At 55.1% G+C, this 13888-nt stretch carries 14 protein-coding genes; 8 read left to right on the forward strand and 6 right to left on the reverse strand.

Annotated elements, in window-relative coordinates; all coding sequences use genetic code 11:
* Positions 1-615 precede the first annotated feature (615 nt).
* Entirely contained in the window at positions 616-876 is a 261-nt protein-coding gene (gene iraP, locus BG55_RS01725; RefSeq protein WP_034933642.1) for an anti-adapter protein IraP, read from the reverse strand.
* 204 nt (positions 877-1080) lie between these two features.
* Positions 1081-1347: a hypothetical protein gene (locus BG55_RS01730; protein WP_034933645.1), complete on the reverse strand. Its 267-nt coding sequence runs from the start codon at positions 1345-1347 to the stop codon at positions 1081-1083.
* A gap of 147 nt (positions 1348-1494) precedes the next feature.
* On the opposite strand from BG55_RS01730, the gene BG55_RS01735 reads away from it, so the two are divergent.
* Positions 1495-4578, forward strand: coding sequence for a beta-galactosidase (locus tag BG55_RS01735; RefSeq protein ID WP_034933648.1), 3084 nt, complete (start codon positions 1495-1497; stop codon positions 4576-4578).
* A 20-nt stretch (positions 4579-4598) separates the two neighbouring features.
* Here BG55_RS01735 and BG55_RS01740 read toward each other — a convergent pair whose 3' ends face one another.
* The gene (locus BG55_RS01740; RefSeq protein ID WP_034933651.1) at positions 4599-5813 is read right to left on the reverse strand and encodes a multidrug efflux MFS transporter; all 1215 of its coding nucleotides are present in this window, start codon (positions 5811-5813) and stop codon (positions 4599-4601) included.
* 337 nt (positions 5814-6150) lie between these two features.
* Positions 6151-6363, reverse strand: coding sequence for a transcription antiterminator/RNA stability regulator CspE (cspE, locus tag BG55_RS01745; RefSeq protein WP_034933654.1), 213 nt, complete (start codon positions 6361-6363; stop codon positions 6151-6153).
* Between the two features lie 318 nt (positions 6364-6681).
* On the opposite strand from cspE, the gene BG55_RS01750 reads away from it, so the two are divergent.
* From BG55_RS01750 to BG55_RS01780, 7 genes are all read left to right on the forward strand, one after another.
* Positions 6682-7353, forward strand: a complete 672-nt coding sequence (locus tag BG55_RS01750; protein ID WP_034933658.1) for a MarC family NAAT transporter — start codon at positions 6682-6684, stop codon at positions 7351-7353.
* A gap of 261 nt (positions 7354-7614) precedes the next feature.
* On the forward strand, positions 7615-7863 hold the full coding sequence (locus BG55_RS01755) for a biofilm development regulator YmgB/AriR family protein (protein ID WP_034933955.1): 249 nt from the start codon (positions 7615-7617) through the stop codon (positions 7861-7863).
* 508 nt (positions 7864-8371) lie between these two features.
* Complete coding sequence (locus BG55_RS01760; RefSeq protein ID WP_034933661.1) at positions 8372-9940, forward strand: ABC transporter substrate-binding protein; 1569 nt, start codon at positions 8372-8374, stop codon at positions 9938-9940.
* Entirely contained in the window at positions 9940-10992 is a 1053-nt protein-coding gene (locus BG55_RS01765) for an ABC transporter permease (RefSeq protein ID WP_034933663.1), read from the forward strand. Before BG55_RS01760 ends, BG55_RS01765 begins: the two co-directional genes overlap by 1 nt.
* On the forward strand, positions 10989-11846 hold the full coding sequence (locus tag BG55_RS01770) for an ABC transporter permease (protein ID WP_034933666.1): 858 nt from the start codon (positions 10989-10991) through the stop codon (positions 11844-11846). Before BG55_RS01765 ends, BG55_RS01770 begins: the two co-directional genes overlap by 4 nt.
* Positions 11836-12684, forward strand: coding sequence for an ABC transporter ATP-binding protein (locus tag BG55_RS01775; RefSeq protein WP_084276152.1), 849 nt, complete (start codon positions 11836-11838; stop codon positions 12682-12684). Before BG55_RS01770 ends, BG55_RS01775 begins: the two co-directional genes overlap by 11 nt.
* Positions 12677-13342, forward strand: coding sequence for an ABC transporter ATP-binding protein (locus tag BG55_RS01780; protein WP_034933673.1), 666 nt, complete (start codon positions 12677-12679; stop codon positions 13340-13342). Before BG55_RS01775 ends, BG55_RS01780 begins: the two co-directional genes overlap by 8 nt.
* Before the next feature lie 69 nt (positions 13343-13411).
* On the opposite strand, the gene BG55_RS01785 is transcribed toward BG55_RS01780, so the two are convergent.
* Both BG55_RS01785 and BG55_RS21650 read right to left on the reverse strand, forming a co-directional pair.
* A complete protein-coding gene (locus BG55_RS01785) occupies positions 13412-13606 on the reverse strand; it encodes a hypothetical protein (RefSeq protein WP_034933676.1) in 195 nt (64 codons plus the stop codon).
* Between the two features lie 150 nt (positions 13607-13756).
* A complete protein-coding gene (locus BG55_RS21650) occupies positions 13757-13873 on the reverse strand; it encodes a DUF305 domain-containing protein (RefSeq protein ID WP_235192694.1) in 117 nt (38 codons plus the stop codon).
* Positions 13874-13888 lie beyond the last annotated feature (15 nt).

Below are 13888 nucleotides of genomic sequence, written 5' to 3' on the forward strand. Positions count from 1 at the left end.
TTACCAGGCCCCTGCGTGTTTTATTACATGACTGGATTTTTCGGTGTGTTCTCAGTTTTACGCTTCTTCATAAAACTTAGTCACGGAAAAAAAATAAGCTTCCTGCACAATCAGGATCCCGGATATGCTTTTTTTGATGACAAAAGCATCACAATAAGTACATGGATGAAAGTTTATTCTTTCCTGTGGTTTGCTGCTGCGGCATGTTATCTGTTATTCGCTTTTTTTGGCCTGCTTTTACCATAATTCTTAATGTGGCCCTTACATGGGCTACATTAACGCATGTAAAACTCGGGTCGCTTCAGGTGCAAGTATGGCAGCCTTTACATATGGAATATGGTGGTGGTGGTGGTGAATAAATCAAAAAAGGCATTACTCAGTTCATCAGGAATAATATTTATACTTTACGTATTGAAGTATTTCACTACTGACAGCTTTTTTGAATATAAAAACATTTTTCAGATTCTGACAACTGCAATTTTATTCGGCGCTTTCAGTTACAAATTTTTATTCTGATTCTCCATCAGTAAAAGCCATTACTTCAATAACGCCGCCGTGCAGGCAGGTAATGTCTGCACAATGTTAAAACTGTGCCTGTACCCTCAGAAGGGTATATCAGGAGCGGGGATAGACCAGCAGACGTTGGATGTAAGCGTTAAGCTGTGAGGAGTCAGCAGCATTGTAGGGGCAGGCCTCAGCGGCGGTTGCCATCGCTGAACTGATGCTGTCGGTAATCTGTTGTAGCTGTTCGCCATCAAGTTTGCGCAGCAGCGCGGTCACGACGACTTCCAGTGCTTCCACCTGCACCATCAGCTCTTTCGACTCAACTTCTTTTTGCGCCAGCCTGATCAAAAGTTCTGCGATAAGGTTTTTCATGCGAACTTCCTGGGAAGATAAAGCCAGACGTTAACACCTCATCTACCAAAATAAAACAAAACTGCAATTTATATTTTCATTATCGATCTGATGCTTTTACAACCAATACGCTTTTGTCAGCCAGTACAACGATTTAGTACCACTTCTTTTTCAATGATGGATTGAAACAAATACGGCCGGGGGAACTCCCCCGGCCGTATTTACTCAGAAACCCGGTCCCTGACTGAAACCACCGCGAGGTCCACCGCCGCCGCCACCGCCGCCGCCGCCGCCACCCGGAGGTGGGAACAGGCAACCACTCAGAGCGGTTACCAGCGCAACAACACTTACAACTTTTATGATCCGCTTCATCGTTATCTCCTCATGGTAGCGTTGGCGCTGATAGTAAGTGCCCTCTGCACAGCCTGACAATGCAGAAAACTCCTTATCAGGCCCGTTTTTACCGTGGGTAACCACACTTAACGATTCCATAACACAAACCAGTAAAAATCCTCTGATTAGCCGGTCGTTTTCCCTTCCGCATCGGCAACATTCCTACCTGGAAGAACAGTGCAATCTGCTTTACAGTCATGGCATTTCAGGTCAATGTGAACGGATAACATTTCAGAGATACCGTAGATGAGAACTTCTGTTTCCCCTGTTCTGAGCCTGCAACAGCAGTTAAGTCGTCGTGACTGGGAAAACCCTGGCGTGACACAGATTAATCGCCTGCCTGCTCACCCCCCTTTTAACAGCTATCGTCGTGCAGTGGATGCCCGTGATGAAATCCCCGGCAGCGACAGCCGTCAGTTACTGAATGGTGAATGGAAGTTCAGTTATTTCCCGCAGCCCGAAGCGGTGCCTCAGGGCTGGCTTGAGCAGGATCTGCCTGACGCGTCTTTGCTCACTGTGCCATCCAACTGGCAGCTGGCCGGCTTCGATGCGCCCATATACACCAATGTTCAGTATCCGATTCCGGTCGATCCTCCGCGCGTACCGGAAATGAATCCCACCGGATGTTATTCGCTCACATTCATGCACGATGAAAAACCACAGCAGCAGACCCGCATTATTTTTGACGGCGTCAGCTCGGCTTTTTATCTGTGGTGTAACGGGCAGTTTATTGGCTACTCCCAGGACAGCCGTTTACCGGCTGAATTTGATCTTACGCCGGTGCTACATTCAGGACAAAACCGCCTTGCCGTGCTGGTCTTGCGCTGGAGCGATGGCAGTTATCTGGAAGATCAGGATATGTGGCGGATGAGCGGTATCTTCCGCGATGTCAGCCTGTTACATAAACCTGTGCTGCATCTGCGCGACGTGCAGATTGAAACACACCTTAGCGCCGAATATCACACCGCACGTCTTCAGGTGCTGGCCGTCTGTTCACAGCCACTGGCCGAAGCCTGTCAGGTTGAAGTCGCCCTGTGGCAGCAACAATCCTGTATTGCCCGCCTGCGTCAGCCGCTCAGCAGCCAGATTATTGACGAGCGGGGTCATTACCGCGATCGCACCCGCCTCACCCTGACAGTGGCACAGCCAGAACTATGGAGTGCCGAAACGCCTCAGCTGTATCGTGCAACCATCACGCTGTTCGATGAACGGGGAAAAGAGATGGAAACCGAAGCCTTCGATGTCGGGTTTCGTAAGGTCGAAATTCACCAGGGATTGCTGAAGCTGAATGGCAAACCCTTACTTATCCGTGGCACCAATCGCCACGAACATCATCCGGAAAATGGCCAGGTGATGGATGAAGCCACCATGATCCGCGATATTAAGCTGATGAAGCAGCACAATTTCAATGCGGTGCGCTGCTCACATTATCCCAACCATCCCTTGTGGTATCGCCTGTGTGACCGCTACGGTTTGTATGTGGTGGACGAAGCCAATATTGAAACCCACGGCATGCAACCCATGAACCAACTGTCAGACGATCCGCTCTGGTTTAACGCCTTCAGCGAGCGGGTGACTCGCATGGTGCAGCGGGATCGTAACCATGCCTGCATCATTATCTGGTCGCTGGGCAATGAATCAGGCCACGGCAGCAGCCATGACGCCCTGTATCGCTGGATAAAAAGCACCGATGCCACCCGCCCGGTGCAGTATGAAGGAGGCGGGGCCGATACCGCCGCCACCGATATTATTTGTCCGATGTATGCCAGAGTTGATCAGGATCAGCCGTTTCCCGCCGTGCCGAAATGGGCGATCAAAAAATGGATCAGCCTGCCCGAAGAGACCCGCCCGTTAATTTTGTGTGAATATGCTCATGCGATGGGTAACAGCTTTGGCGGCTTCGCAAAATACTGGCAGGCCTTCCGTGAGTTTCCCCGTTTGCAGGGGGGGTTTGTCTGGGACTGGGTCGATCAAAGCCTGACCCGCTATGATCAACACGGCCAGCCGTGGCAGGCATACGGCGGTGATTTTGGCGATAAACCTAACGATCGTCAGTTTTGTATGAACGGACTGGTGTTTGCCGATCGTACACCTCACCCTTCCCTGTTCGAAGCGCAACGGGCACAACAGTTTTTCCAGTTTTCACTGGAAAGCTGCGCACCACTGCGTATTACCATTGCCAGTGAATATCTTTTCCGCGCCACGGATAATGAACAGCTTGAGTGGCGAATTGAGCAAAACGGCAGAGCCGTAGCGGAAGGTCGTCAGCCGCTGACGCTGGCGGCGGAAGGTCGGTTAAGCCTGGAGTTAGGGGCTCTGCCTGAACTGAACGGTGAGGTATGGCTGTGCGTGGCGATAGTCCAGCCTCAGGCAACGGCCTGGTCAGAAGCCGGACATCGCGTGGCCTGGGATCAGTGGCGGCTGCCTGCCCTGCTGCAACGCCCCGTCGCCACCGAGGGTGGGCAGAAACCGCTGCTGAGTGAAAGCGAAACGGAGATCATTGTCAGCTGGCAGCAGCAAAGCTGGCACTTCTGCCGCCAGAGCGGTGAACTGGTGCAGTGGTGCAGTGAAAATCAGCCGCAGCTGCTGACGCCGCTGCGCGATGCATTCGTCCGCGCCCCCGTGGATAACGATATTGGCATCAGCGAAGTGACCAGAGTGGATCCCAACGCCTGGGTGGAGCGCTGGCAGTGGGCAGGCTTTTACCAGTTGCAGAGTGAACTGCTGGCGTTCAGCTATGACCAGACGGCTGACGGTGTTCAGCTGGCAACCACCCAGGCATGGCAGTCTGACGGCAGAATTTGCTTCCTCAGCCGTAAACAGTATCGTTTTAATTCTCGTGGCGAGATGAATATTCAGACTGACGTGACGGTGGCGGCTGGCCTGCCTGCTCCGGCAAGGATTGGATTATGCTGCCAGCTGCGACAGGCCGCAGAGACGGTAAGCTGGCTGGGGCTGGGCCCCCACGAGAACTATCCGGATCGTCGCCTCGCCGCGCAGTTTTCCCGCTGGTCACTGCCGCTTGACTCGCTCTATACCCCGTATGTCTTCCCCGGCGAAAATGGCCTGCGGGGAGGCACCAAAGAACTCACCTTCGGCACGCTCACCGTGCGCGGCGATTTCCATTTTTCCCTCAACCGATACGGCCAGGAACAGCTGCGAAAAACCAGCCACCGCCATCTGCTGAAGGAAGAAGACGGCTGCTGGCTGAGTGTCGATGGCTATCATATGGGCGTCGGTGGCGATGATTCGTGGAGTCCCTCGGTCAGCCCGGAGTTCTTACTGACCGCCTCGCATTACGCTTATGCTGTCACCCTGAGTATTCGCTGAGCGGCCGACCTGGACCGCTTTCAGAGCGGACTGTTTCCCGCCGGTGGCGTTTTTCCCCTGCGGTAGACCAGCATCAGTTGCAGGGTGTTAATCAGCACCACTAACGCAGTGGCGGTAAACACCCAGCGAAAGCCACCTGCCGCCGAAACGCCCGATCCAATCAGTGGCCCGACAACGTTGCCCAGATACATAAAAGACTGGTTGTAACCAAAAATTCGCCCGGTAATACGATCGCTGGAGTAGCGCAGTAATAATGTCTGCACTGCCGGCATCATCGCGCCGTCGGCAAACCCCAGTAAGAAGCGTAATGCTCCAAGCTGAAAAGCACTGCCTGCCCAGGACATGGCGATAAACAGCAGGATGGTCAGCGTCAGTGCGCTGAACAGAATGCGCTGGGCGCCAATCCGATCGCCCAGCTTGCCCAGCCGTGGCGCGGACAACAGCGCAGACACGCCGGGGATTGCCGCCACCACGCCGCTGATAAAGGCGATATTCTGCACGTCCGGCTCCAGTTGGCGCACAAACAGCGTCAGGATCGGGCTGACAGAGCCGTTACACAGCTGGATAACCATCGTGGTGATGAACAGGCTGACCATCAGCCCCGGATGACTCAGAGAACGGAATACCATGCTGCCGCTGAGCTTATCCTCTTTCTTCACCTGCCGGTAACCGCTCTCTTTGATCAGCAGCAGCGTAATCAGAAAACTGGTCAGCAGCAGTGCGGAGGTAATCAGAAAAACCGTGCGCAGCCCCACCAGGTCGGCAAGAAAACCGCCCATCAGCGGCCCCATGATCACCCCACAAATCTGCGCGGTGGTCACCATACTCAGCGCCCAGCCGCTTCTTTCACGCGGGACCTGGGTCGCCACCAGCGCCATCGCATTAGGGATATAGCCTGATGTCAGCCCCATCAGCGCCCGCAGCAACAGCAGTTGCCAGACGTTGGTGACAAAAGCCTGAAGCAGGATCACTATCCCCATCCCCAGTGAGGCACGCAGCAGCATCAGCTTGCGCCCTTTGCGGTCAGCAAGGCTTCCCCACATCGGCGCGACAATAGCGGAAACCAGAAAGGTTACGCTGAAGATCAAACCAGACCAGAGCGTCAGCGAGCTGGCGTCGGTCACGCCCAGTTGCTCAACGTAGAGCGGCAGAAACGGGATAATCTGGCTGATGGCAAGCCCGGTAAACAGACAGCCAAACCAGACGGAGATGAGGTTAACCTTCCAGGATTCCATCTTGCGGGGGATGTGGCCTTATGGCAGAAGTGCGAGTTGAGAGTGTAACAAGCGCACGCGCTCTGCGAAGGAAAAACAGAATAGTTGTCACAAGTTTGAAACTTTTAGCTGTTGTGAGCCGAACGGTGTTAATGATTATCCGCCGTAACAGCGGTTGCTGCCCGACCGACAGATTTTCATTCTGGAAAAGCGTTGCGCGGTTAGCAAATAAGCTGGCGGATGAAGAAAATTATTGCGGCGTGGAACAAAGCGCTGTCAGCGGGACAAATGAAAACGGCCCGCAAGGGGGCCGTTCACAATCGATGCTTTCTGCTGTCAGCAGCAGAAATTCTCTGTCTTACAGCGCGATAACGTTAGCCGCTGCCGGGCCTTTCTGGCCGTTTTCGATAGAGAATTCAACTTTCTGACCTTCTTCCAGCGTTTTGAAGCCGCCGTTCTGAATTGCAGAGAAGTGTACGAAAACGTCTTTGCTGCCGTCGGTTGGGGAGATGAAGCCGAAACCTTTTTCAGCGTTGAACCATTTTACTAAACCAGTCATTTTGTTAGACATCTGTCTTTCCTTCTTAAATTATTGAGCCACAGTGGGCATGGGGTTTGTCAACAGGCCGGACTTATGAGGCACTTAAGAAGGAAGTCAGGAAGAAGAGATATCAGAGATAACGCTTAAACTGAAAACTGCTTTACTAAAACTGCTCGCATAGCTTGTCTGTTTCAAAACCGACGCGGCATTTACTCATAACGCTGCGCATTGTACAAGCCCCAAATGCAAAAAATCGAAAAGAGGCGGTAACCTGCTTCAGAAGCTGACGCAGATTAGGCATGATGATGCCCCCTTTGCGCAATGATCGATGTAACAAGGAAGAGAATCATGCTCGAACTTTTTCAGGCAATTGGACTGGGGCTGGTGGTGTTGCTGCCACTGGCAAATCCGTTAACCACCGTGGCACTGTTTTTAGGCCTGGCAGGCGACATGAACTACGCCGAACGCAACCGCCAGGCACAGCAGGCTTCACTCTACGTTTTTATCATCATGACCGTGGCGTTTTACGCCGGTAATGCGGTGATGAACACCTTCGGCATTTCTATTCCCGGCCTGCGCATTGCGGGCGGTCTGATCGTGGCTTTTATTGGCTTTCGCATGCTTTTTCCTCAGCAGCAGGCCGGACATTCCGTTGAGGCAAAACACAAACTGGATGAACTGAGCGAACACCGGGTGGTGAATATTGCTTTCGTGCCACTGGCCATGCCGAGCACCGCCGGACCCGGCACCATTGCGATGATTATCAGCGCCGCGTCCACCATTCACGACAGCAGCCAGTTTTCGCCGTGGGTTGTCAGACTTGCCCCGGTGCTGACCTTTTTCACCATCAGCGTGATTTTATGGCTTTGCCTACGCAGTTCCGGTGCCATTATGCGGCTGGTGGGTAAAGGCGGTATTGAGGCAATTTCGCGCCTGATGGGCTTCCTGCTGGTCTGTATGGGCGTGCAGTTCATTATCAATGGCGTTTCTGAGGTGATCACCACCTGGCCCGGCCATTAATCGCCCCGTCGCTGCCGCCAGTGTCGCTGGCGGGCACGGCAATCGGTGAGCGGCGAGTTTTAGCTCAGCAGAATTAAAAAATATTTCGGAACGTTACTGAATTTTCGCTTTTCCCCATCTACAGTAAAAATTCTCGTCAGGGGATGTTCCCGGCGACGTAGCGGGTTGCTGTTCTGGCAACCCTGTCGTATTCAGACACTTCATCCACACACACTCAACGGTCAGCCGCTGAGCGGTCAATGGCGCTTTTCGGAGGTGCAGATGGTCCATTATGAAGCGGGCGCAGCCAGGGCTATCACCGATTACTTTAACAGTCCGGCTTTCCATGCGCCGAAAGAAACTGAACTTCTGGCCGTGGTCACCCGTGAGCTGATGCAAAGCGGGAAACCTGCCAGCCACAAAGCGATTATTGCCAGCGTCATTTCCCGACTGGAGAGTGAGGTTGATGAGGCATTGCTCCAGGGATATCGCAATTTACTCAGCCAGCTTTTGCAGGATCATCCACCCTGAGCAGAGGGTTCTGTTATATCCGGCTCTGGCGCTCCCTCAATGCCGCAGCTTCGAACTGTCGCTGAAGCCCGGTACTATCCCCCTTTGCGCCTGAACGATTTTTCCAGAAAGCTGCTGATTTTTAATCTGCTTTTATCGCCACTGATTGTTTCACAATCCTTCTGTTTGCCGCAGTAAAAGCGCTACGCCCCGAAGCGGGTGCCCGTGACCGCCTCTCCAGACCGCGAACCTTTCAACCGGCAGCAATTGCCCTCTCCTTTGATGCTGTACTGCACCAGACTGAATTCTTCTGACAGCAAACTGCCGGTTTCAGTTAACAGATGCGATCGGCCTGTGGCGATCCGGTAGTAACAGCCATTTGACGGATGAATTGACCACTACTGTTAAATGTTTATAACCAATACCATTTTCTTATAACCTTTTTACATATTGATAGCGAATAATCTACTATTTATCGGGCGGGAAGCTCATTTACACTCGCGAATACACTAAAAGGTAAGGAAACGTCATGAAAATTGTAGTTCCGTCAATGATTGCCGTGGCGCTGGCCGCTTCGTTCTCCACCCAGGCTGCCACCCCACCGGATACGTTGGTGATTGCTCAGTCTATCGATGATGCCAGCAGCTTTGACCCGGCAGAGGGTTTTGAACTGACTTCGGTGCAGGCTTTTACCAATCTTTATCAGCGGCTGGTGCAGTCCGATCCGCAAAATCCGACCGACCTGAAGCCAACGCTGGCCTCTTCCTGGCAGCCCGGCAGTGATAACCGCAGCCTTACCTTTACTCTTCGCGACGGAGCAAAATTTGCCTCCGGTAATCCGGTGCGTCCGGAAGATGTGATTTTCTCGTTCAGCCGTGTGGTTAAACTGAATCTTGACCCATCGTTCATCCTGACCCAGCTGGGCTGGAACAAAGATAATGTTGATGCACAGCTGAAAAAAATCGATGACAAACATGTGCAGGTAAGCTGGACGGCCAACGTCAGCCCAACCTATGTGTTGAGCCTGCTGGCCGCCCCGGTTTCTTCCATCGTTGATGAAAAAACCGCGATGGCCAACGCGCAGAAAGGCGATTTTGGCAATAAATGGCTGGCGCTGCATTCCGCGGGCAGCGGCCCGTTCCAGATCCGCAAGTATATTCCGCACGAAGTGGTGCTGCTCTCAGCGAACCCCTCCTCACCGGCGGGTGCGCCAAAGCTGAAGAATGTGTTGATCAAAAACGTCCCCGAACCGGCTGCCCGTCGTCTGTTGCTGGAGCAGGGTGATGCCGATATCGCCCGTAACCTGGGAGCCGACCAGATCGCCGCGTTGAAAGGCAAATCCGGCGTCACGCCTCTGGCGGTTCCGATGGCGTCGCTCTATTACATTCAGTTCAATATTGATGCCAATCCGGTGCTGAAAAACCCGGCGCTGTGGCAGGCATCACGTTATCTGTTTGATTACCACGGCATCGCTGACGACCTGCTGAAAGGCCAGTTCCAGGTGCACCAGTCGTTCCTGCCGCAGGGCTTCCTCGGTGCGCTGAATGACAATCCGTTCAGTTATGATCCGGAGAAAGCCAAAGCGATTCTCAGCAAAGCCGGACTGAAAAACGTCAGCTTTAAGCTGAGCGTCAGTAATCAGCCGCCTTACCTCGACATTGCCCAGGCCCTGCAGGCCAGCTTTGCCAAAGGGGGAATTAAGGTTGAGTTGATTCCAGGTATCAGCAGCGAGGTTGCCACCTCGGTGAAAGCGCACAAATATGAAGCCACGCTGAACGCATGGGGCGCTGACTATTTCGACCCGAATACCAACGCGGCAGCCTTTGCTTACAACCCGGAAGATGGCAGCAAAACGCTGGCCTGGCGCTCCAACTGGCACATTCCGGAGCTGAATAAGCAGACGCTGGCGGCCACGGCAGAAAGCGATAAGGCGAAACGCATCAAGCTGTATGAAGCGATGCAGCGCGAAGTGCAGCAGAATTCGCCTTATGTTGTTGGCTTGCAGGCGCGCAACCTTCTGGCGCTGCGCAGCAATCTCAAAGGTTATGTCCAGGGGATTAACCCGGATATGGTCTACTACAGCCAGGTCAGTAAGTAATGGCAGGAATGAGTGCTGAAGCCGGGTCCGCCCGGCTGTTCTGGCTGCGCGGCGGGCAATTACTCACCGGTCTGCTGTCGCTGGCCGTCACCCTGCTGGGCCTGCTGGCGTTTACCTTTATGCTCTCCCATCTGTCGCCGGTGGACCCGGTGTTGCAGATTGTGGGCGATCACGCCAGTGAATCCACCTACGCTCAGGCGCGGCGTGAAATGGGGTTGGATCAGCCGCTGCTGATGCAGTTCTGGTACTACCTCACCCACCTTGCGCACGGCGATCTGGGTATTTCCCGCCTGACCAGCCAGCCGGTCGCCAGCGATCTGCTGCGCACCTTCCCGGCCACCATTGAACTGGCTACCTGCGCAATGCTGTTTGGCGCTTTCTTCGGTATTTTGCTGGCGCTGCTCGCCGCCTGGAAACCGGGCAGCCTGGTGGATAATCTTGCCCGTTTCATCTCGCTGCTCGGCTACTCGGTGCCGGTGTTCTGGCTGGGGCTGCTGGGGCTGCTGCTGTTTTACGCCGTGCTGCACTGGTCGGCGGGTCCCGGGCGACTTGACGATATCTGGGTCTACACGCTGGAACCGAAAACCGGCCTGGTGCTGGTGGACAGCTGGCTTTCAGGCGATGCGGAGATGTTTCGTAATGCCGTCGCCCACCTCTGGCTGCCGGTGGTGGTGCTGGGACTGCTGTCGATGGCGGGTATCACCCGTCTGCTACGCGCCGCCCTGCTGGAAGAGAGCAGCAAAGAGTATGTCACGCTGGCCCGGGCAAAAGGCGCTGGCCGGGGCCGTATTCTGCTGCTGCACGTACTGCCCAACGTTCGCGGTACATTAATCACCGTGCTGGCGCTCTCTTACGCTTCGCTGCTGGAAGGCTCGGTGCTGACTGAGACGGTATTCGCCTGGCCCGGCGTGGGTCGCTATATGACCACCGCGCTGTTTGCCGCCGATACGCCGGCCATCCTGGGTTCCACGTTGCTGATTGGCGGTTGTTTTATCACCCTCAATGCGCTGGCAGATGCGTTAACCTGGCTCACCGATGCGAGAACCCGATGACGCAAAATTTTACTGATATTGACCTTCCCGCACCACGCCGCCGCCGTCCACGCGTCACCTCGCTGACCACGGGCTGTGCGCTGGTCGCGGTGCTGATTATTACCGCCCTGCTGGCCCCGCTGCAGGCCCCTTTTGATCCCAATGCACAGCTGATGTCTGCCCGCCTGATGCCTCCCTCAGCGCTGCACTGGCTGGGAACCGATGGCTTTGGCCGCGATTTGCTCTCCAGAGTCATTTATGGCGCGCGGCCGACGCTGCTGCTGGTATCACTGATCCTGCTGCTGACCATTCCGGTAGGGATGCTGATTGGCATCTGCGCCGGTTATCTGGGCGGCTGGACCGAACGGCTGCTGATGCGCGTAACCGATATTTTTTTGTCGCTGCCGAATCTGGTGATTGCGCTGGCGCTGGTGGCGATGCTGGGTCCGGGACTGCTCAACGGCGCGCTGGCGCTGGCACTCACCAGCTGGCCGCCGTTTGCCCGCCAGGCGCGGGCGGAAACGCTGGCACTGCGCCGCAGCGATTATCTCGCCGCCGCACGTATGCAGGGCATTAATGGTCTGCGCCTGATGTTCGGGCATATTTTACCGCTCTGCCTGCCCAGCGCGGTGGTGCGCGCGGCCCTCAGTCTGGGCGGCATTATTCTGTCCGCTGCCGGGCTGGGCTTTCTGGGAATGGGGGTGCAGCCACCAACCGCCGAGTGGGGTTCAATGGTGGCCGAAGGCAGCAAAGTGATTTTCGATCAATGGTGGGTTGCTGCCGCGCCGGGGGGAGCGATTCTGTTCGCCAGCCTGGCATTTAACCTGACGGGCGATGGCCTGCGTGACCGACTGGATAGCCGAAATGCCAACTGAAACTTTCCCGCCGATTGTGGCGAAAAATCTGACCATTTCCAGTGCAACCGGCAGTCCGCTGGTCAACAACATCAGCTTCACCCTTGACCGGGAGCGCGTGGCGCTGGTCGGTGAATCAGGGTCCGGAAAATCGCTCACCGCCCGCAGCCTGATGGGGCTGCTGTCACCCGGCCTGCATTTGCAGGCAGAAACGTTCAGTATTGCCGGTGATAACGCACTGACCTTCAACGAGGCGCGCTGGAGCAGGTTGCGGGGCAGCCAGCTGGCGATGGTGATGCAGGACCCTAAATACGCTCTGAATCCGATGCGCACCATCGGCTGGCAGGTGGCAGAGCCGCTGAGGCTGCACAGTCGCTACAGTCGGGCCGAAATAAAAGAGAAGGTCTGCGAGATGCTGGATGCGGTCGGCCTGCCCCACCCTGCGGCACTGATGCAGCGCTACCCCCATCAGCTTTCTGGCGGGATGGGGCAACGGGTGATGCTGGCTATCGCGCTGATTGCCGATCCACAGTTTCTGATCGCTGACGAACCGACTTCTGCTCTTGATCACGCCATGCGCGATCAGGTGCTGGCGCTGATCCGCCGTCTGGTTGAGCAACGTAATATGGGGCTTTTGCTGATAAGTCACGATTTGCAACAGGTTTCCGAACACTGTGAACGGGTGATGGTGATGTATCAGGGCCGGATCCTCGACACGCTTCCCGCCGCCGAATTGCCGCAGGCTACACATCCCTACACCCGCACACTGTGGTCCTGCCGCCCGGGCAAAGCCACGCATGGCAGGCCACTGCCGGTGCTGGATCGTGCGGCGCTGGAGGCACACCGTGAACATGATTGAATTGCATGACCTGAGCGTTTCTCATCGCCAGGGCTATGAACAGCGCACCGTGGTTCACGATGTGTCGCTGAACGTCAACGCCGGAGAGTGTTTTGGCCTGGTCGGACCTTCAGGCTGTGGTAAATCATCGTTGCTGTGGGTGATAGCCGGACTGAACACCAACTGGCAGGGCGGCATGACGCTGGCAGGACATCCGGTCACACCGGGTCGGGCGTTCACCGGCCAGCTCAGGCGCGATGTGCAGATGGTTTTTCAGGATCCTTACGCTTCCCTGCATCCACGTCATCGCCTGCGTCGCACGCTGGCAGAGCCGCTGAAGCTGTTGCAGATGCCCGATATCAATGATCGCATCGACAGCGGTTTTCGCCACGTCGGGCTTGATCCCGCGCTGGCCGATCGTTATCCCCACCAGCTCTCAGGCGGCCAGCGTCAGCGCGTGGCTATTGTGCGGGCGCTGTTGCTGGAGCCAAAAATCCTGCTGCTTGACGAGCCGACTTCCGCTCTGGATATGTCGGTACAGGCCGAGATCCTTAATCTGCTCAACCGGCTGAAACAGCAGGATAATCTGACGATGGTACTGGTCAGCCACGACCCGGATGTTATCGATCATATGTGCGATCGGGCGGTGAGAATGGAGAGTGGGCATATCGTTGGCTGAGCCAGCCAGCGGTATGGAAACCGATGACCAGACCATCTGCTGGCTGGTCATCGCCTCCGGGCTGACAGGTCAGGAAATGGCAGAATCAGCAGATTTTTTCTGTTTGTCCGCTTCAAAGTGCGCCTTGAACTGTTCATAGACAGAGATCATATTTGAGGCATCTCCCTGCAATGGGCTGAGCTTTCCTGCGCGAACCAGCTCAATCACCAGCTGAAGCGCAGCCTGTTTTGGGCTGCTGGATGGATGAGAAATATCAGACGACATAGTGGCTTCCATAAGACAGAGTTGAAAGATAACTTTAACAACTTTCCTTATCAGCAGGTAAAGTTTTCGCTTGTTTCCATCACGTTACCGGCATTATTTTTTCTGCTGCTTCAGCCAGTGCTGCATCGGGTCAATCTCCGACCGCTGAGCTCAGATGCTCGTTTGCGCCAGCGCGCACATTTCCGGGTCTTTGCCCTGTTTCAACCCGGTTTTCGCCATCTCAATCGCCCTCCGATGATCGGCGATCATTCCTCTGGCAAAGGGCAATATCCGCCTCTCCTT

Origin of the sequence: Erwinia mallotivora (assembly GCF_000590885.1) — a bacterium.
GTDB lineage: Bacteria > Pseudomonadota > Gammaproteobacteria > Enterobacterales > Enterobacteriaceae > Erwinia > Erwinia mallotivora.